At 35.8% G+C, this 23,145-nt stretch carries 21 protein-coding genes and 1 tRNA gene; 20 read left to right on the top strand and 2 right to left on the bottom strand.

Annotated features, from left to right (window positions below; genetic code table 11):
- Window positions 1–21 precede the first annotated feature (21 nt).
- The 4 genes from rph (at window position 22) to H9635_RS11715 (ending at window position 2,234) form a co-directional block, all read left to right on the top strand.
- Complete coding sequence (rph, locus tag H9635_RS11730; protein WP_191700491.1) at window positions 22–777, top strand: ribonuclease PH; 756 nt, start codon at window positions 22–24, stop codon at window positions 775–777.
- Entirely contained in the window at window positions 774–1,367 is a 594-nt protein-coding gene (locus tag H9635_RS11725; protein ID WP_191700490.1) for an XTP/dITP diphosphatase, read from the top strand. The genes rph and H9635_RS11725 overlap by 4 nt, the downstream gene beginning before the upstream one ends.
- Window positions 1,368–1,481: 114 nt before the next feature.
- Complete coding sequence (locus H9635_RS11720) at window positions 1,482–1,982, top strand: metallophosphoesterase family protein (RefSeq protein ID WP_191700489.1); 501 nt, start codon at window positions 1,482–1,484, stop codon at window positions 1,980–1,982.
- A 178-nt stretch (window positions 1,983–2,160) separates the two neighbouring features.
- Window positions 2,161–2,234 (top strand) — tRNA-Arg (locus tag H9635_RS11715).
- Window positions 2,235–2,394: 160 nt separating this feature from the next.
- Here the strand turns inward: H9635_RS11715 and H9635_RS11710 are convergent.
- Complete coding sequence (locus H9635_RS11710; protein ID WP_191700488.1) at window positions 2,395–2,874, bottom strand: DNA polymerase III subunit alpha; 480 nt, start codon at window positions 2,872–2,874, stop codon at window positions 2,395–2,397.
- 359 nt (window positions 2,875–3,233) lie between these two features.
- Here H9635_RS11710 and H9635_RS11705 point away from each other — a divergent pair, with 359 nt between their 5' ends.
- From H9635_RS11705 to H9635_RS11690, 4 genes are all read left to right on the top strand, one after another.
- On the top strand, window positions 3,234–3,917 hold the full coding sequence (locus tag H9635_RS11705) for an SGNH/GDSL hydrolase family protein (protein ID WP_191700487.1): 684 nt from the start codon (window positions 3,234–3,236) through the stop codon (window positions 3,915–3,917).
- A 195-nt stretch (window positions 3,918–4,112) separates the two neighbouring features.
- Window positions 4,113–5,255, top strand: a complete 1,143-nt coding sequence (locus H9635_RS11700; protein WP_191700486.1) for a cation:proton antiporter — start codon at window positions 4,113–4,115, stop codon at window positions 5,253–5,255.
- Between the two features lie 195 nt (window positions 5,256–5,450).
- Window positions 5,451–6,104, top strand: a complete 654-nt coding sequence (locus H9635_RS11695) for an SIMPL domain-containing protein (protein WP_191700485.1) — start codon at window positions 5,451–5,453, stop codon at window positions 6,102–6,104.
- 192 nt (window positions 6,105–6,296) lie between these two features.
- Window positions 6,297–7,358, top strand: a complete 1,062-nt coding sequence (locus tag H9635_RS11690; protein ID WP_191700484.1) for a YkvI family membrane protein — start codon at window positions 6,297–6,299, stop codon at window positions 7,356–7,358.
- Window positions 7,359–7,399: 41 nt separating this feature from the next.
- On the opposite strand, the gene H9635_RS11685 is transcribed toward H9635_RS11690, so the two are convergent.
- The gene (locus tag H9635_RS11685) at window positions 7,400–7,735 is read right to left on the bottom strand and encodes a YwqH-like family protein (protein WP_191700483.1); all 336 of its coding nucleotides are present in this window, start codon (window positions 7,733–7,735) and stop codon (window positions 7,400–7,402) included.
- Between the two features lie 305 nt (window positions 7,736–8,040).
- Here H9635_RS11685 and H9635_RS11680 point away from each other — a divergent pair, with 305 nt between their 5' ends.
- The 12 genes from H9635_RS11680 (at window position 8,041) to H9635_RS11625 (ending at window position 23,052) form a co-directional block, all read left to right on the top strand.
- Window positions 8,041–8,334: a WXG100 family type VII secretion target gene (locus H9635_RS11680; protein ID WP_191700482.1), complete on the top strand. Its 294-nt coding sequence runs from the start codon at window positions 8,041–8,043 to the stop codon at window positions 8,332–8,334.
- 148 nt (window positions 8,335–8,482) lie between these two features.
- Window positions 8,483–8,722 (top strand): EsaB/YukD family protein, encoded by a 240-nt coding sequence (locus tag H9635_RS11675; RefSeq protein WP_191700481.1) that lies wholly within the window; start codon window positions 8,483–8,485, stop codon window positions 8,720–8,722.
- A 12-nt stretch (window positions 8,723–8,734) separates the two neighbouring features.
- Window positions 8,735–10,063 (top strand): type VII secretion protein EssB, encoded by a 1,329-nt coding sequence (essB, locus tag H9635_RS11670; protein ID WP_191700480.1) that lies wholly within the window; start codon window positions 8,735–8,737, stop codon window positions 10,061–10,063.
- A gap of 69 nt (window positions 10,064–10,132) precedes the next feature.
- Window positions 10,133–14,605 (top strand): type VII secretion protein EssC, encoded by a 4,473-nt coding sequence (essC, locus tag H9635_RS11665; protein ID WP_191700479.1) that lies wholly within the window; start codon window positions 10,133–10,135, stop codon window positions 14,603–14,605.
- Window positions 14,606–14,622: 17 nt separating this feature from the next.
- Window positions 14,623–17,346: a type VII secretion protein EsaA gene (gene esaA / locus H9635_RS11660; protein ID WP_225231288.1), complete on the top strand. Its 2,724-nt coding sequence runs from the start codon at window positions 14,623–14,625 to the stop codon at window positions 17,344–17,346.
- A 70-nt stretch (window positions 17,347–17,416) separates the two neighbouring features.
- Window positions 17,417–17,857, top strand: coding sequence for a type VII secretion protein EssA (gene essA, locus H9635_RS11655; protein WP_225231287.1), 441 nt, complete (start codon window positions 17,417–17,419; stop codon window positions 17,855–17,857).
- Between the two features lie 49 nt (window positions 17,858–17,906).
- Window positions 17,907–18,209 carry a YwqI/YxiC family protein gene (locus H9635_RS11650; protein WP_191700476.1) on the top strand — a complete coding sequence of 101 codons (303 nt, stop codon included), beginning with the start codon at window positions 17,907–17,909 and terminating at the stop codon, window positions 18,207–18,209.
- Entirely contained in the window at window positions 18,209–19,780 is a 1,572-nt protein-coding gene (locus tag H9635_RS11645) for a ribonuclease YeeF family protein (protein ID WP_191700475.1), read from the top strand. The genes H9635_RS11650 and H9635_RS11645 overlap by 1 nt, the downstream gene beginning before the upstream one ends.
- A gap of 19 nt (window positions 19,781–19,799) precedes the next feature.
- Window positions 19,800–20,585, top strand: coding sequence for an ABC transporter ATPase (locus H9635_RS11640; RefSeq protein WP_191700474.1), 786 nt, complete (start codon window positions 19,800–19,802; stop codon window positions 20,583–20,585).
- 13 nt (window positions 20,586–20,598) lie between these two features.
- On the top strand, window positions 20,599–21,048 hold the full coding sequence (locus tag H9635_RS11635) for a biotin carboxylase (protein WP_191700473.1): 450 nt from the start codon (window positions 20,599–20,601) through the stop codon (window positions 21,046–21,048).
- Window positions 21,045–21,494, top strand: coding sequence for a DUF5085 family protein (locus H9635_RS11630; protein ID WP_191700667.1), 450 nt, complete (start codon window positions 21,045–21,047; stop codon window positions 21,492–21,494). Before H9635_RS11635 ends, H9635_RS11630 begins: the two co-directional genes overlap by 4 nt.
- A gap of 55 nt (window positions 21,495–21,549) precedes the next feature.
- The gene (locus H9635_RS11625) at window positions 21,550–23,052 is read left to right on the top strand and encodes a T7SS effector LXG polymorphic toxin (protein WP_225231286.1); all 1,503 of its coding nucleotides are present in this window, start codon (window positions 21,550–21,552) and stop codon (window positions 23,050–23,052) included.
- Window positions 23,053–23,145 lie beyond the last annotated feature (93 nt).

The raw sequence follows: 23,145 nt of genomic DNA, 5'->3' as shown, positions 1-23,145 counted from the left end.
AACAAATTGAGGAGGTCAAGAATGACTAGACATGACTTACGAGCTGTGAATGAATTACGTCCAGTTCAAATTGAAAATAATTATTTAATGCATCCGGAAGGCTCGGTACTAATTACGGTTGGACAAACGAAAGTAATTTGTACAGCTACGATAGAAGAAAGAGTACCAGGTTTTTTACGTGGACAAGGTAAAGGCTGGATTACGGCTGAATATTCAATGTTACCACGCGCTACAGAGCAACGCACACGCCGTGAAAGCTCTGCAGGGAAGGTAAGTGGTCGCACAATGGAAATTCAACGCTTAATCGGCCGTGCATTGCGCGCTGTTGTAGACTTAGAGGCATTAGGCGAAAAAACAGTTTGGATTGACTGTGATGTTATTCAAGCCGATGGTGGAACTCGTACAGCTTCGATTACTGGAGCATTTGTAGCGATGACACAAGCGATAGCCAAATTAGATGCTGAAAAACCATTCGCAAAATTCCCTGTGACTGATTACTTAGCTGCTACAAGTGTAGGGAAACTAGCTGAAATTGGTGCAGTATTGGATCTAAACTACATTGAGGACTCAGCAGCCCAAGTCGATATGAATATTATCATGACAGGTGCTGGCGAATTTGTTGAATTACAAGGTACAGGAGAGGAATCGACATTTACTCGTTCAGAGTTGAATGAACTGCTTGATTTAGGCGAATCAGGAATCTCAGAATTGATTATTATTCAAAAAAATACTTTAGGTGAAATCGCACAACTGATTGGGAAGGTGGAACCAAAATGAAACAGGTAGTCATTGCAACGAAAAATAAAGGTAAAGCAAAAGACTTTGAAGCGCTCTTTGAACCATTCGGCTATAAGGTTGTTACAATGTTTGATGTAGCACCAGATGTGGAAATTGAAGAAACAGGAACAACATTTGAAGAAAATGCGATTTTAAAGGCGGAGACATTAGCCAACCTATTAGGGCAAATTGTGATTGCAGATGACAGCGGTTTAGCTATAGATGCATTAAATGGTGAACCGGGTGTCTATTCTGCACGCTATGCTGGAGACCATGACGATGAGGCGAACATGGTAAAAGTACTGGAAAACATGAAAGATGTACCGGAAGATGAGCGTACAGCTCGTTTTTGCTGTGCGTTGGCGATTGCAGGTCCTAATTTAGAAACGAAGACGGTATTTGGAACATGTGAAGGTGTGATTGCGCATGAGAAGAAGGGAACTAACGGTTTTGGTTATGACCCGATTTTTTATGTACCTGCCTTAGAAAAGCATATGGCTGAACTTTCAGCCGAAGAAAAAGGCGCTATATCACACCGTGGTAATGCGATTCGCAAGCTTGCTTTACAGTTAGCTGAATTTCTTAAATAAGTAGTACTTTTCTTGCATTGTAAACAACTGTTAATAGAATTGTGCAATAACGATTGAATTTTTGATTCATTCCTGTCACAATATGTATATAAATGGAAAGGATGTGGTTACGAAATGAAGCTATTGATAATGAGTGATACACATGGTGACGAGGATATCATTGAACGTGTAAAGGGCTACCATCCAGACGCATATAAAATAATCCATTGTGGTGATAGCGAATTACCGTATACCCATCCATCGATGCAAGAAATCGAGCGTGTGAAAGGCAACTGTGACCATGATCCGAATTATTTAGAGGAGATTCTATTCCAAGTAAATGGAGACCGTGTGTATGTGACACATGGACATTTATATGATGTGAAAAACTCTCCGATGAAGTTAGTCTATCGGGCTCAGGAAGTTGGTGCCCAAATAGTGTGCTTCGGTCATTCACATGTGTTAGCCGCGGAGTATATAGAAGATACTTTGTTTATTAATCCAGGTAGCTTATTAAAGCCCCGGGGCATTAAAGAAAAATCTTTTGTTACTCTAACAATTACTCCTACCCATTTTACTTTAGATTGCTATGATGATAATAATAATTTAATCGATAAAATGTTTTTTGAACGTTAGATTGAAGAAGCGAAGTCCACTTTTTATCAAGGGGGCTTCACTTTTTTATAGTCGCCACTGGAAAGTGAATTTTATTTTAGTTGAATAATAATTTTTATAAAATTGATTGTTGACTTTCTAGTTAATGTACCATATAATAAAAATTGTCTTTAATACCAATTACGTTATTGAAGCAGTTGTCTCCATAGCTCAGCTGGATAGAGCACACGCCTTCTAAGCGTGCGGTCGTAGGTTCGAATCCTACTGGGGACGTATATAATTTGTGGTTTAGACCACGTCGAATTAACCTTCTAACTTAATGTTAGGAGGTTTTTTTGTGTTTACAAAAAGAAGGTACGACTGATCGTTTAAAACGTATTTAATCGGAATCTTTAATGAAGAACAACAAACAGTATTTAGGTCGATTTAATGCTTATATCACTCCAAAAGCATTATCCAATCTATTCGCTATAGCTGAAATGTCTTCATTAACTAATATGAATGTGAATGCATCTCTAATTCTTACATAACTTTCAACAGCTTGTTCTAGGTCCTCATCTTCTTCAAGTATCTCTACTAACTCTTCACTAATATCATAACTATTAGAAATTTGATCATAAATACAGTCTTCTACTTCACTATCAATGCCCATTTCTGTAAAATATTCAGCCATTTGTTTCATTAAAAAGTCTAATTTTTTATCAGAATAAAAATTATATAAATTGCCATCACGCATCTCAATATATAAATATTTGAAACTATATTCACTCCAAAGTTCATCCTGATTGAGCAATATGAAAAAAAAACGTTCCTCTTCTGTATCATTTCTATGATATAGTTCATCAGAATTTATCTCGTACCTATTAATTCCTTTTAGAAGAATTCTTTTGTTGTCTAGTACCATAACACTCATTTAATAATCATCCTTTTTACATTGATTTATAAATTATGAGTATTCTAACCTTAAAAGGTTTTTTTTATTCGTTTCATAAATTAACATATGTCGAATATGACGGATTAAATACTTAATAATTATAGAGCACCTTTTATAGATGATTAACGCTTTTCGCCTTGGTATAACATTCAATTCGTTTTTCCAACTTCTTTCGCGATTTATTGAATTGTGCCACGATATAGAAAAGGGGAGTTAATTATATTTTCCGTTAAATGGAATATAATTGATTAGAAGAATTGGCTAATACGAATAAGTTAGATAAAACTTTGAACAAGAGCCGCTAAAAACAGCTAATGTATTAAGAGGAGGGATACAAAATGAAAATTGCTTTAATCGGTGACAGTTTAACTGCAGGTCGTCCAGGGGTTCCTTTTCATACGATATTAGAAGATAAATTTCCAAATATCACTTTTGTTAACCTTGGTAAACCAGGGGAAACAGTGAAAAGTTTATATACGCGCCTTTTAGAAAAAAAGTTAAGGGATGATTATGATCTTTCTTTCATATGGATTGGGGTAAATGATGTCTATTCAAAACTGCTTAGCGTTCAAGCGCAGCCGGTTGCGAAAGATTATGATGAATTTCAGACTTATTATGAGAAAGTCTTAGCGCTAGTTATAGAATCGTCAAATAAAGTCGTAACAGTTACCCCGACTGTAGTTGGTGAAAATACTAATAATGCTCCCAATAATGAAATTAAAGAATTGAATCACCTTATCCAATCCATAGCACATAAACAGACAAATGTTGGTTTTCTAGATATCCAATCAGCTTTCCTGAATCATCTTTCAGCAGTGAATAGCTCGGATTACATCAGCACAAAAGTATTGAGTGTTATGACCGACGTTCTTTTTTATAAGAAACCTTCAAGGATTGATAAAAAATCCAAAAAACGAGGGCTACATCTTACGTTAGATGGTATACACCTTAATAGTACTGGGGCACAACTTGTTGCAGACATATATACGGCTGAAATAGAACGCTTGCTTTACAGTGATTAAAATGAAGTGCGGTAATGAAGTATTTTGTCGAAATGTGTAATTTTTTATGAAAAATAATTAATCATTACTTGCAATTAAAATAGATGATATATTAATATATAGACAGGAACAATAAATTTAATAAATGCAAGACAAGGTGGAGTCGTAGTCAGCTACGGCACCTCCTTGTCTTTTTTGCATTGAAAGGGGAAATTTATGTTTATTTTACAAATTGTTATTATTTTATTTGCTACAAAATTGGCAGGGCACTTAGCTGCTAGGTTAGGCCAACCATCAGTATTGGGAAAAATACTTGTTGGTATCATTCTAGGGCCGGCATTACTTGGATGGATTCACGATACAGAATTATTAACAGTATTTAGTCAAATTGGAGTTTTATTATTAATGTTTTTGGCAGGACTTGAAACAGATCTTCAGGAAATGAATAAAAATAAAAAGGCAGCGATATATGTTGCATTAGGCGGTATTATTTTACCGATTATTTTAGGTTACGCGGGAGCCCAATACTACGGAATGTCTGTAGGAGAATCTATTTTTATTGGACTATTGCTTTCTGCTACATCTGTAAGTATATCTGTTCAAGCACTGCGTGAACTAGGTTGGTTAAATAGTAAAGAAGGTTCAACGTTACTGGGCGCTGCTGTATTGGATGATATAGTAGTCGTAATTTTAATTGCCATTGCAATGAGTTTCTTTGCAGGTTCGGATACGAATATTGGATTATTAATAGGGAAAAAAATACTGTTCTTTGCAATTTTAATCGTACTTGCAAAATGGTTTATTCCACATTTTATTCGTGCATTTAAGAAATTTAGAGTTACAGAATCAATATTGAGTGCAGGTTTGATTATTTGCTTTGGTTTATCATACTTTGCAGAATTTTTAGGTATAGCGGGAATTATCGGTGCATTCTTTGCCGGTATTGCCATTGCACAAACTGAATTTAAAAAAGAAATTGAGCACAAAGTTGAACCTATCGCGTATGGAATTTTTGTACCGTTCTTCTTTGTAAGTATCGGATTAGCGGTTTCATTCGATGGAATTGGAGATCAAATTGGGTTTATAGTCGTATTTTCAATTATTGCAGTTGTTTCCAAGTTTGTTGGTTCCGGATTAGGTGCTAAATTAGCTGGATTCAATACGAAATCATCGATGGGCGTTGGTGCAGGAATGGTTTCCCGAGGTGAGGTTGCACTTATATTAGCTGCAATGGGACTTGAAGGGGGATTATTACCAGCAAATTATTATACTTCCGTTATTATTGTCATTATTGTAACGACAATTGTTACTCCGCCTTTACTAAAAGCAATTTTTGGCAAGAGAATTGTCATAGAGTAAGAAGAGGACAGGACATAATTAGGCCGTGCCCGTGAGTAATCAAAACGAAAAACAATTATCCTACAAAATACAATTTTTCTCTCCGGAGAAAAATTGTATTTTTTTTACACACCTAGATTAAAAAGATCAGAAATAAAAATGAATTAATACTAACTCGCATAGTATGTTAAAAACATTAGAAGAAAGGTGGGAGGTATGTATTATCCACAAATGAAGTATCAGCCATTACCTACTTCACGGGAAATGACAGTTTCGGGTAATGGGGAAATAACGCTTCAACCAGATTATGCGCAAATTCAAATTGAAGTGCGTACAGAAGGAGATAATGTCAGTTCTGCTCAACATGAAAATGCGATTATTATGAATCGGGTTATTGAATCGCTCTTGAATTTAAATATTCGGAGAGATGAAATGCAAACGTCAGCTTATAATATATTTCCAACCTATGACTATATTGATGGAAAACAAGTATTAAGAGGCTATGAAGTTCAAAATGCAATTACTGTAAAAATAGTGGATATTAATCAAGTTGGTACGGTTATCGATACAGCGACACGAAATGGGGCGAACCATGTATCGGGCATACAATTTAAAATAGAGCACGTAGATACTTACTATCGTCAGGCACTTCAGTATGCCCTGATTGACGCGTTAGGTAAAGCAAAATCAATGGCTGAAACGATGCATGCAACTTTAGAACCGTTACCTATAGAAATAATTGAAGAGACAAATACTGCTACTCCTATTCCATACAAAATGCTTCAACTAAGTAACCAACAGGCTGTTACACCGATTGAACCAGGTTTGATAACAGTAACAGCTACTGTAAAAGTCAAATTTCAGTATTAGCGCAGTAAGTTAGATATTCTAATTTTAAATTCCGTTTTCTATCAAATAAAAAATAGAAATGAACCAAACTGTTAAGGACTTTTTCAGTTTGGTTTTTATTTTGTATTGCTTATTCTTTCATGAAAAAGCATGATTGGATCCTTTGTATACATAAAGTAACAATGATAAAAAGTGAAATAAAGAAGGTGCGTATTGAAAAAGAGTATACAAATTGCAGGTACATTTGTCAGTTTGGTAGTCGGTGCAGGTTTTGCTTCTGGACAGGAGATTATGCAGTACTTTACAAGCTTTGGACTAGTAAGTGTGTTTGGTTGTATTGTTGCTGCGGCCATTTTTGCTTTCTTAGGCATGACACTTGCGCAAATCGGATCGGAATTGCAGACAACTTCCCATAAGGAGGGCATTCATTACATTGGCGGTCGTGCTTTTGGTCCGGTGCTGGATGTATTAATTTCTATTGTATTATTTGGAATTGCGATTGTTATGTTCGCGGGTGCAGGAGCTACATTTAATCAAATGTATAATATGGAGCCATCGTTTGGAAGTATGCTAATGACTCTTGCAGTAGTTTTTACACTTTTACTAAATGCGAATAGCATCATCAACATGATTGCGGCATTAATGCCATACTTACTGGGCATTATTTTTATTCTTTTGATTTATTCTTTATTTACAGTCGATTACTCAATAAGCGAGCTGAATATTATAGCTAAAAAACAACCATCTGCAAGCTCTCATTGGCTAACGAGCGCGGTATTGTATGTTTCATATAATATTGCTGCAGGGGCGGCTATGCTTATTTTAATGGGAGGAACGACAAAAGATAGAAAAGCAGCAAGAATGGGTGGCGCTTTAGGAGGGGGAGTACTTGGCTTATTAATATTGCTCATTAATTTAGCTCTTTTTGCGAAAATGGATATTGTGGCAGGCGTGGATATGCCAACGCTTGAGCTAGCAAAACAAATTCATCCGACAGTAGGGAATATTATGTCCATCGTTTTACTAGCAATGATATACAGTACAGCGGTAGGCACACTATATATACTGGCAGTAAGAATTGTAAAGAAAGAAAATCTCATGATGAAAATCATTGTGATACTGCTTAGTTTAGTAGGTTTTGCAGCTAGCCTCATAGGCTTTACAACATTAGTCGGTAAACTGTATACCATTATGGGCTACCTCGGGATGGTGTTAATAGTGGCTATTGTATTGGCGCAAATACGTATTTTACGTACCAACAAGAGAAAAATATAAAAAATAAAATGATGAATTCCTCAGCTAGGTAAATTTAACTCTTAAATTGCTGCTTCAAGGCGGGCAATAATTGCTCGAATTGATTCGATTTCTTGACGAATTTTATCCATCATATCCGACAGTGCGGCAAATACGTTATTCAATTGTATATTTTGTATAGCTTCATAGCTGTTAAGAATTCCGTTGTTTCGAATATCATCAAATCGTGTTGCTAAACTTCCATTCCATGTCATTGTTGTTAATTCAGGTTTTGTCATAAGGTGCTTATTGTTGGAAAATTCATTTTGCTTTCCTGTTAATTGACAATTGCACGTTTCCAAACGGTTTAAATGACTTTGCTTTTTATTCAACTCAGAATACCAATATCCTAACGACATTTCGTCACCTCATAATCTATTAGTTTTTGCGGATTAGCTTTTTAAATTAACTATTTTAGTTAGTTTTAAGTTCTAAAATATGACTCCAATTCGAACTATACCTCATTAATATATCACAATTAAAAAATCTTAAACTGATATAGTTTGCTTATTTTATTAATTTAAAATTAGTATAAAACTCCTTTTTTACTCAAATCTTGTTGACCTTGTTATTTTTTGGTTTATAAAATTAAAATACGGGTATTTAATTGCAGGATATATTTTACAATTTATACCTAAATAAACAAGAAAAAGGAGAGAAATTTATGTCAGGAATTATTCGTGTAACCCCAGCTGAGTTAGAAGCAATGTCCAATCGTTATGGAACTGAAAGTGCACAGGTTGAAGAGCAAATTTCACGATTAGATAATATGATTCAAGAATTACAGTCTATGTGGGAAGGTGAATCAAGTCGCGCCTTTGCAGATCAATACACGACTTTACGTCCATCAATTCAAGATATGCAACGACTTTTACAGGATGTTTCTGTACAACTGAAAAATACTGCACATGCTCTTGCAGATGCAGATCGTCAAATTGCAGGGCAAATTCGCAGTTAAGTTTCATCTAGAATTAAGATTTAAAGAGCGTCGTATTCAGATGAAGGCGCTCTTTTCATTTGCTGGACAGTTTTGTATTTGTTCCCTATAAAACGACTTTCACTTTGAATTAGTCAACCTTAATATGATTGAATGAGGTGAATATAAAATGTACATAGAGGTATCTATAGACTTAAAAAACTATAGTGAGGAGTGTTTTGATTTACGTCTGTCAAATTCCTATTCAGTCAAAGAGTTGGTCAATATTGTATGGCAGGCAAAGTCAATAACATATCCTCCAAAGGAAGGTTATTGGATTCGAATTGTAAATAAACAAACCGTATTATCCGGAAATGACCTATTGGCAAATAGTGGTGTTACTACAGGTGATCGACTAGAAATCTTGTAAGGAGTCAAGCAGATGTCAAAAAAGAAACTATCCTATTTAGAAAAGCAATTAGAGGCTACCCTCAAGTTTGAACAAGATGAGATCACAATTATTTTTCAAAAAGAAAAAATAAAACTAGCAAATGAAATAGAAATTGCACTATTACAAGAACATAACCCTTTCATAAATAAAAGTATCACATTAACAGATGATGAATTAATTTTCACTTATAAAAAAGAATCCAATTATATGACTTTTGGAGAATTGCGGAAATTAAAAGAACTAAGTCGCTGGATGTTTGCTTCACAAGTTTTAAAAGTGCAAAGCCGCCATTCATTTAACCGGCTCCACCTTATTGTATGCCCGGAAAATGTATTAATCGATGAAAGCTTAATGCCATATTTTCTACATTACGGGGTGAAGGAAAGTATTCCTCCCTATGAAAAAGACAGTAACAGAATTTGGAATGAAACGAAAGCGCTTATTGCTGCTGCAATTGATCCTAAATATACATTCGAACAATATATTCAGTTCTCTCAATCTATTGAACTTAGTCCCATCGCTGAAAAGGTAATGAGTGCAAAGGATGAAAATGAACTAAATGATACGATAAAAAAACAAATAACTCTACTGAAAAATGAAGAAAAAAAGCTAGTAACAGTTTCAAAAACAAAATGGAGCTGGGTACGTTACGGTATTGCAGGTCTTTTATTGGCACTTATACCTCTAGGAGCATATACAGGATATTCGGCACTAGTACTTCAACCTCGTCAAGAAGCTTTTGTGGAGGTTCAGAATTCCTATCTTCAAGGAGATTATAGTGAAGTAATTAATAAACTGACAAATTATGATATTGAGCATATGCCTAAAGTTATACAGTATGAGTTATCGCTTGCTTATATCGTAAATGAAACATTGACCGAAGAGCAGAAAGAAAATGTCTTAAAGACAATAACGTTGCAGACAGATCCAAATTATTTTAAATATTGGATTTATATTGGCCGTGGACAGGCAGAGGAAGCTTTAGCCTTAGCCCGACAACTCGAGGATTTGGATTTAATAATGCTAGCTTTACTGCATTATGAGGAAACTGTAAAAGGAAACCTCGATCTGGAAAATGAAGAACGAGAGCAGTTACTAGATAAAATTCAAACTGAAAAAGAGGAAGTAACTGAACAGCTTGAACAATTAAAAGAAGAACTTGAAATAGAGGAAGCAAGTTCTAGTAATAAAGATTCAAACAAAAATGAGAAAATAAAGTCTGAAAAACCAAGCACCAACAAACCAACCGCAGAGGAAAATAAGGAAGACACTGCGGGTTCTACAGATACGGAAAGCGCGGATAATTCTACAGAAAAATAATTGAATTTAATAAAGTTATTCCAGCACTAATCTATTTAGTAGTAAAAGTCCCTATTAGAAGGTGATTTAATGAGTACGCTTTTGTTTTTTTATGATAACTATTACCAAGCGATACAACTGGATCAGTTGAAAAGTAAAACCGTTACAGTTGGTCCCGATTCATCGCATACAGTGACGATTCAAAACTTACCATTTACAAATGGCTCACTACTGATTACCGAAGATTCCTTTGGCTTTACAGTAAAACAGCATGAAAAACTGCTTGGGAAGGTAAATCCGAAGCAATTTTTTGAATGGCAAGATGAAAATAGCAATAAAAAACTGAAAATCATTCTCTTTCTAGCCGTAACAAACAGCAATACTTATTTCATTGGAAATAGACAGGAAATTCTGTTTTCAACTAAGTTTGAAGAAGCAGACATTTTCTGGGAAGAAAATTACGGAAATACGCAGTCGTTCTCACTAATAAGAGCAGAGAAAAAATGGCTCCTCGAAATATCAAATGAGAATCACCTATATATAAATGGTCAAAGAAAGTTTGCAAGTAAGGAAATACAAATCGGGGATATTATATTCACACCTTTTTTGATTATTCGACTTTTGGAAGAGGACGTACTCGAAATTAGCAGTTTTGAAAACTTCGATTCAACGCTTTCCAATATTATCGAACCTGCTTCAGAGATGAAAAAAAAGTATCCAATTTATAGAAGGACTCCAAGGATGGTATATGAGCTTCCGAGTGAAAAAGTAACACTTTCTTTTCCTTCGCAAGAAAATGATCCTTCAGGTAGAGGGTTGTGGATAATAATTTTACCGCCGCTTGTAATGTTGATTGTTATGGGAATTGTAGCCGTTATTCAACCGCGAGGAATCTTTATTCTAATTACGATGGTTATGTTCGTTATGACATTAATTACATCATCGGTGCAATATTTTAAAGATCGCAGCAACGAAAAAAGAAAAAAAGAAAAGCGAATCCGTGTGTACACAGCTTATCTTGAGAACAAACGCCATGAACTTCAGGAGCTGGCAGATAAACAGAAGTTCACAATGGAATTTCACTTTCCTACGTTTGAACGGATGAAGTATTTAACAAATCAAATATCCGATCGAATTTGGGAACGATCTGTAGAAAGTGAGGATTTTCTTCAGTTTCGATTAGGAACTGGTATTGTTCCGTCGAGCTTTTCCATTTCATTAAATTCAAATGATATGGCCAATCGCGAAATGGATAATTTAATCGAGCAGTCTCAGAAACTTGAAAAAGTGTATAAAGAAATCGCTGACATGCCAGTTATCGCAAATTTAGCGAAAGGACCGATTGGATTAATTGGTAAGGATCGAGTAGTAAAAAAGGAAATACAACAGCTAATTGGTCAACTCGCCTTTTTTCATAGTTATCATGATCTCCGTTTTATTTTTATTTTTGATGAAGAAGATTATGCTCAGTTTGAATGGATGAAGTGGTTGCCGCATTTTAATATACCTAATATGTATGCAAGGGGACTCATTTATAACGAAAAAACGAGGGATCAGCTGCTTTCCTCCATTTATGAAATGGTTCGTGATCGTGATTTGAAAGAGGAAAAAGAGCAAATTCAATTTACTCCACATTTGGTGTTTATTGTTACAAATCAACAGCTTATCTCAGATCACGTCATTTTAGAGTACTTGGAAGGCGACCATACTCATTTAAATATTTCTGTCATAACTGCAACTGATGCAAAGGAAAGCTTATCTGACAATATATACACACTCGTCCGGTACTTAAATGATACGGAGGGCGATATTTTAATTCAGAACAAAAAGGCGGTAAATATACCGTTTACATTAGATAGTCACCAAAAGGAAAACAATGAACGCTTTTCACGGATGTTACGTACCTTAAATCATCAAACGGGTATGACAAACTCCATACCAGATAGTGTAACATTCCTTGAAATGATGAGTGTAAGAGAAGTAGAAGAATTAAATATCGCACATAAATGGATAGAGAATAAATCTTCCCAATCTTTAGCTGTACCAATTGGGCTTAAAGGCAAAGATGATCTTGTTTACCTAAATCTGCATGAAAAAGCTCATGGACCCCATGGTTTACTTGCTGGTACTACGGGTTCAGGGAAAAGTGAATTTTTACAATCGTACATTTTATCATTATCCGTTCATTTCCACCCGCATGAAGTAGCATTTTTACTAATTGACTATAAAGGCGGGGGAATGGCACAACCGTTTAAAAAATTACCGCATCTTTTAGGGACGATAACAAATATAGAGGGAAGTGTAAACTTTACAAATCGTGCGCTTGCTTCCATTCGAAGTGAATTAAAACGCCGTCAGCTTCTGTTTGACCGTTATAATGTAACGCATATTAACGATTACACCGATTTATACAAACAACAACTCGCAGAAGAGCCGCTACCTCATTTATTTTTAATCTCTGATGAGTTTGCGGAATTAAAAAATGAAGAGCCTGACTTTATTCGCGAACTAGTTAGTGCAGCCCGGATCGGAAGAAGCTTAGGGGTTCACCTTATATTAGCTACTCAAAAGCCAGGTGGCGTTATCGATGATCAAATCTGGAGTAATGCACGCTTTAAAATAGCCTTAAAAGTTCAGGATGCGTCGGACAGTAAAGAAATACTTAAAAATACGGATGCTGCATCAATCACTGTTACAGGTAGAGGTTATTTACAAGTGGGAAATAATGAAGTGTATGATTTGTTCCAGTCGGCCTGGAGTGGAGCACCTTATCTTTCAGAACATTCTGGTGGTGAAGACGAAATAGCTATTGTAACCGATTTGGGGCTCATTCCTTTATCGAATATAGCAGCGAAGGAAAATAAGCAAAAGTCAATTTCCGAAATTGAAGCGGTTGTTTCTAAAATTGAAGAAACACAAAATATATTAGGCGTCAAAAAGCTTAGAAGTCCATGGTTATCACCGCTTGAAGATAGAATTTATAATAATTCCTACACTTCGGAGGAGCGATATCAAATTGCGATCGCTTTAGTTGATGAACCGGAAAAACAAAAACAAACGCCTTATTACTATCAAGTAATGGAAGATGGAAATATCGGTATATTCGGTTCAAGCGGTTATGGTAAATCTACGACAGTGCTTACGTTACTATTAACTATCGCACAGAACTATAGTCCCGAAGAAGTGCATTATTATTTAATGGACTTTGGGAATGGATCATTGCTTCCATTAAAACAACTTCCCCATACTGCGGATTTCTTCTTAATGGAAGAAAAGCGGAAAATGGAAAAGTTTATGAGAATGATCCGGGAAGAAATTATCCGGAGAAAACAGCAATTGCAACAGTTGGAAGTCGGTAACATTAAATTATATAACAGTGTTGCAGAGAAAAAGCTTCCGTTAATTTTTGTTGCTGTAGAAAATTTTGACTTTATAAAAGATGAAATGCCCGATTTCGAAACAAATTTCAATCAATTTGTAAGGGATGGACAATCATTAGGAATTTATATGATTTTTACTGCGACTCGTATTTCAGCAATTCGCCAAGCAGTAATGAACAATTTAAAAACGAAAATAGTTCATTACTTAATGGACCACAGTGAGGCGTATTCAGTGCTGGGTAAAACAAATCTAGCTCCTGAAACAATTCCTGGAAGAGCCATCATAAAGAAGGATGAAGTACATTTCTCTCAAATGTTCCTGCCGGCTAATGGGGCAAATGATTTTGAAATGCTTGAAGCAGTAAAAGAAACAGTTAAATCATTAAAGGCCAAGTACCACGAGTATGCTGCCCCACAGCCTATTCCAATGCTTCCTAATGACTTAACATTAACGAAGTTTTCTGAGTATGTCCGGCTGGAAGGGCAACCACAATTTCTACCAATTGGACTGGACGAAGAATTTGTTCAACCTGTCGCAATTAATCTATTAACAAATAAACACTGCTTAATAATCGGACAAGCGCAAAAAGGAAAAACAAATGTATTAAAGCTAATTATAACGACCGCTCTGCAAAAGGGATTAAGACACATTGCTGTATATGATTCTTTCGACAGAGGCTTGGCTACGTTAACAGAGAATGAGTTGGTGACACAACTAGAAGGAAAGGATCAAGTTGAGCAATGGTTGACCGCAATTGAAGAAGAGCTAGCGGCGCGCGAAATGACCTACACTAATACAAATTTCAGTGATCGATCAGAACTCAATTTTGAGCCAATATTATTTGTAATAGATGACTTTGCACGATTCAACGCAGCTATGGATACTAGATTACAGGAACATATTGTGAAACTGATGAAGAATGCTAGTTATTTAGGATTTAACGTTATCGTTACAGGCAATGCGTCAGATATTTTGAAGGGCTATGATTCGCTGTCGGCTGAGGTTAAACAAATTAGACAAGCAGTCTTATTAATGAAGAAGTCCGATCAAACATTGTTCACACTTCCTTACGATCGTAAAGAAGAAGAGATCCAGGCAGGGTTTGGTTATTATGTTTTAAATAACAAAGAAATCAAAATACAACTCCCACTATGTGATGTTGAAAGGAAGATATACTCATGACGTCTCAAAAGAGGTTAATGTTAAAAATTGCAATCGTCATGATTTTGATTATCGGAGCCCCGATTATTTATTTCTTTGCAATAGGTGAAAATCCGTTTTTTGATGAATCAAATGGAACGAAAAATATCGCTGTTGTAAATGAAGATACAGGTGCAGAAAAGGAAGAAAATGCACTGGAATTCGGAAAAGAGGTAGCGACTGTTCTCACGACAGACTCTGACTTCAACTGGTCTGTTGTGAGTCGTAGCGCTGCTGAAAAAGGGTTGGCGGGTCAAGATTACGATGCAATCGTCTATATTCCATCAAATTTTTCGAAAAATATTATGACATATGAGGAACAACAACCAGTTAAGGCTGAATTTAAATATACAGTTGGCGGTCAATTAAATGCAGCAAATCGTGAGAAAGTTTTACGTGAAATTGATAAAGCGACTGCACGTGTCAATGGGAAAATCGCTACTCTTTACTGGAGTTATGTATCTCAAGATTTAGAGAAGGTACGTAATGAGTTTGATACGATTTTGCAAAAGGAAATAGAATTTTTAAATACAATATCGGAATTTTACCGTCCAAATTTAGCGAGCGTAGTAGGGGATATTGAAAATCAAAAACAAATGCTAGAAAATCTAGCTTCAACTGTAAGTGGGACTCCAATCGATGGAAGTATTCAGGAAGCTGGAGAATTTGAAGTGCTATTATCCCAATTTGTATCTTATGTAAATGACTACAAAGAATATCATACGACCCAACAACAGCTATTACAGCCACTACAGCAGGAAAGTTTGCTTTCAGTAGTCTTTATGAAAAATGATCAGGAACCTCGATATAATGAAACAAAAAATTATTTGATTGATCACAACGATAGCATTAATGAGAACGTCCAAATGCTTGAAGAACAACTGGCAAAAAATAAGGAGAGTGTAAACAACTTAACTAGCCAGGTCGTTAAACAGAGAGAGGAAATTATCGACCTTTTAAATCAAGTGGAAGGCGAATTACTTGTTCAATATGAAAATCAATTAATTACGTTAAAAGATCAGCTAAATACTAGTTCACCTAGTCAAGTACAACCAATACAGGCTAGAAAAAGTGGAGAAGTAAAAAACAATACGCGCCAATTTATCGCATCCTCTAAAATTGCAGCATTAGATTCTGAAAGAGATAAATTAATAAGCTTAATTCAAAATATTAATTCAGTGAAAGAAGAAGTAGTCATTGCTTCGGGAAATACATCTGAAATAAATGATGAAAATTCTAATAAAGAAATTCTAGCTGTAAATGATCAACTTTCACAGCTGTCTTCTCAGATAACTGTAATTGAATCAAATATTAATCAAATTCAACAGCAAGAAAGACAACTGCAAGAGGAGTTAATCGAGTCTCAAGAATCTCAGGAAGACGCCAAAGGAGATGAGCTGAAGCCTGAAATAAATGAATTCACAATTGTAGAAGAAGTAAAGAGGAAAGAATCTGAAATTATGAATTCACCATTGATGAATGGGGCGAAAAAGGAAAGGCTAAGAAGTGTTTTCTCTAAAACTATTGATAGTAACAATACAGCAATGCTCATGGAATATTACGGGGCATTAGCGCAATACGAAACCATTTTAAAGACAAACTTAAGTGTAAATAACCTTTTAGTTATGAACAATGAAGGTTCAAGCATTCTAAATGAATTACAACAAGGGGTTCCGGATTCCCAGGAACAGTTAGTAAGTTTAGAGGAAGATGTTAAATCTTTCTTTACAGAGTATACGGCAAAAGTTGACTCTGACTATGAGGCAATTTCATCACAAATACAGGCTGTTGAGACAAGTGCTAACAATATGCAGAAAAGCTTGGATTCATTTATATCGGGTTCCACAGTATTTTCAGTACCACCTGCAGACGGCAATGCATTAGTTTCAAATCAACATAGTATTATTCAAAACTTAACAGCAATGAGTAACTCAATGAACAGCATTATGGATAATCAAGATAACATCATGCTCGTTACAAATGATTTATATGCAAAAGCAGCTAATGTAAACGCAGATACAAATGAACTAAATAATAAGTGGAATGATAACGTTAGTACAACAGAAAAATACCGAAATGATATTCATAACGTATTAAATAATGCGTTTGTGGATGGACAAAGAAATGGGCATATATATGATCATTTATCAACTCCGCTTACATCTACTAGCTTAAATGCAACGGTAGAAGAGAATAAAGTACCGCCAGTCATCGTCCTTGTCATTGTATTAATTAGTAGTTTATTAATCGGCTACTTCTGCTACTATTTCAACAATAACAAACCGGGCGTACGTATCGCGTTATTCTCTTTATTAAACTTAATCGTCGGGTTGATTATAAGTATTTACGGCATGGAAATTTATTCTCTAAATGAAACAGGAACAATCGAGTGGACGATTTTCACTATATTATTATTAGCTGCTGTATCGACAATTATTTTTGCAAGCTTCTCGATTGGACCTTTAATCGGTTGGTTTGTAAGTGTGGCAGTGATCGCGTTTTTCGTAACACCAATGTTGACATTGTTAGCTTCGAATCTAGATTATGAAGATCCGATGTCAAAAGTTTATTTATCGATTCAATACGGTCCGGAATCATTAATTATCCCTGCAAGTATCGTTCTATTGGTGATTATTGGAGTGTCTGCATTAATACCGTATATCGCAGGGAAAATCAAAAACCGTTCCAATGAACAAGACGAGGAACCTATGTATGAAATGTAAGGTAATAGTTGGTTTCTTTAGTTTATCTCTAATTTGGGGAGCTGGATTCATATTTGAAACCAGCTTCCCGTTGGATTTAAAAGTTGGAATGACTGTCTATGCATCTACCGACCTGTATAAATTGAATCCAAACGAATATAAAGAAAAAGAGTTTAAACATAATAAGGAATACCTTCATAATGAGGCTTTATTAGAGATTCGCAAAAATATTCGAGAAGAGCAAAAAAAACTGGATTTCCTGCCAAAGGATAAAAACTCCAATGAAAAAATAAAGGAAGAACTCTTTATTAATAACTTTGAAAACCGTAAAACAATTGCTTACGAATCAACAAAATATCAATTATTTTCAAGCGAATTAAATGCTGCTAAAGAACAAGTTTCAAATGCAACGACCATTAACCAAAGTAAAAGTAAAAATTTACGAATTATTTATATTGGTATATTAATAGTAAGTATTTTAGTTGTGCTAATTTGGCTTGTACCTAAAATGGTGCAAAGTGAGAAAAAATAAGAAATGGTAGGAGTAATGTCTAGATTCCATTAGAAAGGAGAGAGTACATTTGTCAAATGAAGTGAAAATCGTCTATGCGGATGTAGAAGAACAGCTATCTGTGATTGAAAATGCAGCTTCATCACTTAAGCCTACTGCAGAACTTCCAATTGAAGGAAATACATTAGATGTAGTAACAAAGTTAAACGAGCTCTCTATACAATTAGAGCAAATCTTAACAAGTTACCAGATGGTGCTGCAAAATAATATTCAGACTACAAGAAATTCTGTTCAATATATGAAGGAGCAGGATCAACGTATTTCGACGAATATTAATGGCACCGTTTCTGGTCCGAGGAGGCTAATAGATTAATGAAAATACTAGATTCGAGTAATTTCCACAGTGGTATTTCACGAAATCTAACTATGCTAACAAGACTTGAGACAGAAATGAAAACAGTTGAAACATCCATTCAAGAGCTAATTCAGCTTGAGGAATCATTAAAGGGGCAAGGCGGCAGTGCAATACGAGCATATTATCAGGACTGTCATGTGCCCTTTTTGCAATTTTTCTATTTAGTTAAAGGCAATTTCCAGGATATTCTTACGCAAATGCAGTCAGCACTTGATAGCCTAGAACCTGATCGTAATGGTTATATTCAACAATCATTCCTTGAAAATAATGTGGAGCAAGGTTTGAACAATGCAAAACAAATTACAGAAAGCCTAACAAATGAAACAAATACAATAATAGGTAGCGTTTCAGATATTGTATCGCTTCCGCAATTAAATGATTCCGAAGTTCATAATGAAATTCAGGTAGCAAAAAAGCATCGCGATACAACAGTAGAAGATCTAAATACATTTGACAATAGCCAAACGTCCGCTCTGACAGCTGTTGAGAGTGACTTTTTAGCAATGAATACATGGATTAAAGATTTGGAAACGATGATAGCGGAAGGCTTAACAGATGTGAATTTCCCTAAAGAGCTTTGGGCACAGTATGCTTCAACGACAGCGCTTCTTACGGGGTTAACGAGTAGAACCAACCCATTAGATGGAGTAACAGAAGGGGCACCTGGAGAGCAGACCGGTAATGTCTCATCAGCTGATGAAACAATTATGGGATATAAGGAAGACACAGGTAATTTTAGGAGATTTAATACGGCTTTAAATGGAGCAGTTGAAAGCTTTGGAATGTTTATGGCGGGTAAAAAGGGTGGTTTGAAAATGGAGTTAGTACGTGATACACGTACTGGTCGACCTGCTTACCGTTTACGTGCTAGTAAAGAGGCACTTCACTATTTGAGGGTTACTCCAGATGCAAGAGCGTTAAGAGAGCTAAATTATAAACTACCAAAAGGGGACAAACCATGGAAGCCGCAACACCATCAGCAGCAAGCTAATAACAGTGCAATTTTAAAATTCGGCACACAAAAGAAGGGGCAATCCGGCTGGTCAAAAGTGGGAGAAGCCGCATTAAAGGACCACTCTTCCCTTAAGTACTGGAATGATAAAGCAAGTATTACTGAAAAGGCAAAAACTGTCGGTAAGGCAGCAGCGGCGGGTGCCGGGAAATCATTTAAAGATATTGTAGATGTGAAAGGTATCTTCACGAATGGTTTTACAAAAGGAATTACAAAGGGATTAGCGCCCATTTCAGCCGGATTCAACTATTATGCTAACTATCATAATGCGAAAGATGCCGGGTTATCAGGCGGAGACCTGCATAAGAGTGCCATAAGAGATACAGCGATAGATACAGCAGTCGGCGGTGCGGTTCAGGCTGCCAGTGTTGCACTTTTCACTGCAGCTGTTCCTATTCCCGGTGTTGGGACTGCAATTGGTGTTACAGCTGGTATATTTATCAATGGTTTGTTAAATAAAAAAGATAAAGAAACAGGGGAATCGGCCATGGATAAAATAAAGGGCTGGTTCCGTTAAAAATAGGAGGCTTCACCTCATGTTAAAAAAACTATCAGAAGAAGATTTCGCTGTATTAAGAGGACCGCTGGAATCTGGTAGACAAAGCCCAAATTCATTAGCTACTGTGTTGATATTAGGTATGTTCATACAGGCATTGGTATTTTATCTTACTTATTATGTTGCTGGTAAGTACACAATCTATCCAAATTTCGAAAGTATTCAAACAATCCATATGTGGTTGACAGCAATTTTAATTTTATTATCCGTTGTTTTTGCGATACCAGCTGTTTTTAAAAGAGCGGAGAAGGTACAGTATTTCTTATCTATTATAGTCACTCAAAATTTCACAGTTTTTTTCTACCTATCTGCGCTTTTTTATCTAGGAGAAAGTGATGATGCAACAGTTGAATCTCTAGTTAACTTAACATGGATTACACTTACAATCGGTGTATTATTATTTCTCGCAACGTTTATTCGATTTTATATACTCCTTCAGAAAGGTTATTATCGCAAAGGATCTAAAAGTGATGAAATGCGCGGAAAATTTGAAACGAAATCTTATATCCCTATTGCAATAATCGGCAGTATTAGTCTTGTTTTTATTATCCAATACGTAATGAAAATGGGATCTTCTGATTTCTTTGATACAGTAATGTTTGTTTTTTTACCATTTGGTCTTTTTTACACATTGATTTTTGTCTTGCCCGAACAGCTCGTTATTCTTTATTGTAAAATTCGTTTTAAAAGCTTTAATTTTGATATAAGTGGCTATTTGTACACGGAAAGAGTAGCTAAAAATAATAGAAAAGTTAAACATAATTAGGAGGCTGGATTTAATGGATATTCGCAGCTTACATTTCGATCATTTAATTACATTTCAAGTAAGAGATAAAAAAGAAAATTGGCTAGAAGGGATTAAGATTTTAGAAGATTTCCCATTAAATCATGAAGTGTATCAAAATGGTCCTGTATTTTTTTCCTATGAAGAAGAAAAAGATAATGAAGGCCTGTTCACATATTATTTACCGATAAATGATGCCGTGGAATTTGAAGAAGGTATTACAGATTTTGAATATATCCACCAATTTAGTATAGAAAAAGCGCTATTAATGCGCCAGGCACAGGAAGAGGAAGATTTTAGTACAGCTATCCAGAAAATCAAAAGTTATGCAGCAACTGAGAATATATCAGTAGATAATTCATTCATTTGCGTACTATTGGATGTTTACGGAGAATATTTAATTGATTTATACGTCCCGTTAAAAGAATGGAGCGAAGTGAAATGATTGTAGAAAATCACCAAATTTCTTACCGGAATGTAGCTTCTAAATATTATAACTTCGTGCCAGAAGAAATTGATCTGGCTTTTGCGGATTTTGATCAAATTCTCTCAAACAATGGTTTTCATATTCAAGACACGATGTTCTTTTCTATTATAAGTGATCCTACTGCTCCTGTAATGACAGCTGAAATATTCCGTTCTATAGAGGAAAGCAATGTTTCGGATTTGAAAGCTGCTGAAGATGTCAATTTTAGAAGCTATTTTTCAGTCAATCGCATGCTTATGACAAGGATTACGAACGAATTTGATGCGCAGTCTCAGGAGAAGTACTGGGAGCTAGTGGAACACTTACAAAAAAATAATTTTAATCAAAGTAGCCCAATCTTTGTGGAGTACAAGCGCAGCCATTCTGGTACAGTATATGCGGAAATGAGTGTAGGAGTAAGGTAATTAATAATTAATGGTTGGCCAATTTAGATGGAACTATTAAAAAGATGGTGATAAATTGAAGGTATTGAATGTAAATGAGTTTCAGCAAGGACTTGAAAGAACTGTTAATCAGTTAACCCGCCTGGAAAGTGAAATGAAACAAATTGAAAGTGCTGTTCAAGGTCTCACACAATTAGAAGAATCGCTAAAAGGTCAAGGTGGAGAAGCATTACGTGCATATTACGAGAGTTGCCATTTGCCATTCCTCACATTTTTCAATACCTTTAAAAATAGCTTTACTAGTGTTCTTCAAGAGATGAAAACAGCCCTTTCATCACTTGAACCGGATTCATCAGGCTTTATTCGCCAAGCAGCATTGGAAGGCGAAATCGAGCAAGGCTTAAACCGAGCCAAACAAGTGACAGAAGAGCTAACAGACGAAACCAATAATATCATGGACCAAGTGTCAGATATCGTGAGCTTGCCAAAACTGGATGATAGTGAAGTCCATCTGGGTGTACATGACGCGAAACGCCATCGGGACGAAACCGTTGAAAAACTGATTGAATTCGATGGGTCCCAAACCGATGCATTAACGACAATTCAAACAGACCTGATGCACATGAAAACATGGATTACCAACATAGAAACGATGATGACAGAAGGGGTAACAGATGTTAACTTCCCAGCAGAACAATGGCAGTCATTCGCTAGTCAGAATCCGTTAATGATTGCACTGGCCTATCGAACGCAATCGCTGGATCAAGTGATTAATATGAATCCACTATTTAATCCTGGAGGAATCGGAGGGGCGAATCCTTACACACTTTCGGGTATTTATCTAACCGGTCAACAGCCTTTAGGTACTTTCGGTCTCAGCGGCGCAATGGTTTCAACAAATTTCGTTTCATTTATGAAGCAAAAAGAAAAAGAAATCGCAAAAGAGCTTTCCACTACAGCCACAACAGTAGATAATGTGAAAGATGAGGGGAATGGTTTTCTTAATTTCCTAGGAGATGTCGGAAGTGGCGCTACAAAAGTCGGAAAAGGTTTGTTGGATTTCTTAATATTGGACGATGTGAACACGCTCGCTGACAAAGATGCATCATTACTAGATAAAGGAATTGCGTTAGCATCCTTCATTCCAGTAGGAAAAGTTTTGAAAATCCCGAAAGCGATTGATAAAATTGTAGATAGTAATGTGGGTGAGGTTGTTAAGAAGAGTGATGTTGATGAGGTTGTTGATAAGGGTACGGCTAAAATTGACAAAACATATAGACGTCCTTCAGGTTATAGAAAAGGTGTTAGGGATAAAGCTTGGGAAAAAGCCAAAGGTGCAGATGGTGAAGTAATAGACCCAGTTACTGAGAAAGTAATGAAGAAAGAAGAACCATGGGATATGGGACATAAACCAGGATACGAATTTAGAAAGCATCAACAGAGTGCCCAAGAAAGAGGTATCTCAAGAAAAGAGTTTCTAGATGAGCACAATAATCCAGACCATTACCGACCTGAATTACCTTCTTCTAATAGAAGTCATAAAGGTGAAGACTTGACCGACGATTATTTCGGAGATTAAAATTGTAAAGATGTATAAGGAGCATTCCTGTTAGAAACATTTTCGGGGACTTGAAATAAAAAAAGCCCTCTTGTATGATGCTTGAGTGTCAAC

Origin of the sequence: Solibacillus faecavium (genome assembly GCF_014836905.1) — a bacterium.
Classification (GTDB): Bacteria; Bacillota; Bacilli; order Bacillales_A; family Planococcaceae; genus Solibacillus; species Solibacillus faecavium.
The sequence above is the reverse complement of the archived record's forward strand: the minus strand, read 5'-3'. Positions and strand labels throughout refer to the sequence as shown.

Coding starts and splice junctions, on each gene's coding strand:
- H9635_RS11695 (WP_191700485.1), top strand. CDS start 5,451: ATGTATTATCCACAAATGAAGTATCAGCCATTACCTACTTCACGGGAA.
- H9635_RS11685 (WP_191700483.1), bottom strand. CDS start 7,735: ATGTCGTTAGGATATTGGTATTCTGAGTTGAATAAAAAGCAAAGTCAT.
- esaA (WP_225231288.1), top strand. CDS start 14,623: ATGTTAAAAATTGCAATCGTCATGATTTTGATTATCGGAGCCCCGATT.
- H9635_RS11720 (WP_191700489.1), top strand. CDS start 1,482: ATGAAGCTATTGATAATGAGTGATACACATGGTGACGAGGATATCATT.
- H9635_RS11710 (WP_191700488.1), bottom strand. CDS start 2,874: ATGAGTGTTATGGTACTAGACAACAAAAGAATTCTTCTAAAAGGAATT.
- essC (WP_191700479.1), top strand. CDS start 10,133: ATGAGTACGCTTTTGTTTTTTTATGATAACTATTACCAAGCGATACAA.
- H9635_RS11630 (WP_191700667.1), top strand. CDS start 21,045: ATGATTGTAGAAAATCACCAAATTTCTTACCGGAATGTAGCTTCTAAA.
- H9635_RS11700 (WP_191700486.1), top strand. CDS start 4,113: ATGTTTATTTTACAAATTGTTATTATTTTATTTGCTACAAAATTGGCA.
- H9635_RS11645 (WP_191700475.1), top strand. CDS start 18,209: ATGAAAATACTAGATTCGAGTAATTTCCACAGTGGTATTTCACGAAAT.
- essB (WP_191700480.1), top strand. CDS start 8,735: ATGTCAAAAAAGAAACTATCCTATTTAGAAAAGCAATTAGAGGCTACC.
- H9635_RS11635 (WP_191700473.1), top strand. CDS start 20,599: ATGGATATTCGCAGCTTACATTTCGATCATTTAATTACATTTCAAGTA.
- rph (WP_191700491.1), top strand. CDS start 22: ATGACTAGACATGACTTACGAGCTGTGAATGAATTACGTCCAGTTCAA.
- H9635_RS11705 (WP_191700487.1), top strand. CDS start 3,234: ATGAAAATTGCTTTAATCGGTGACAGTTTAACTGCAGGTCGTCCAGGG.
- H9635_RS11675 (WP_191700481.1), top strand. CDS start 8,483: ATGTACATAGAGGTATCTATAGACTTAAAAAACTATAGTGAGGAGTGT.
- H9635_RS11640 (WP_191700474.1), top strand. CDS start 19,800: ATGTTAAAAAAACTATCAGAAGAAGATTTCGCTGTATTAAGAGGACCG.
- H9635_RS11680 (WP_191700482.1), top strand. CDS start 8,041: ATGTCAGGAATTATTCGTGTAACCCCAGCTGAGTTAGAAGCAATGTCC.
- H9635_RS11725 (WP_191700490.1), top strand. CDS start 774: ATGAAACAGGTAGTCATTGCAACGAAAAATAAAGGTAAAGCAAAAGAC.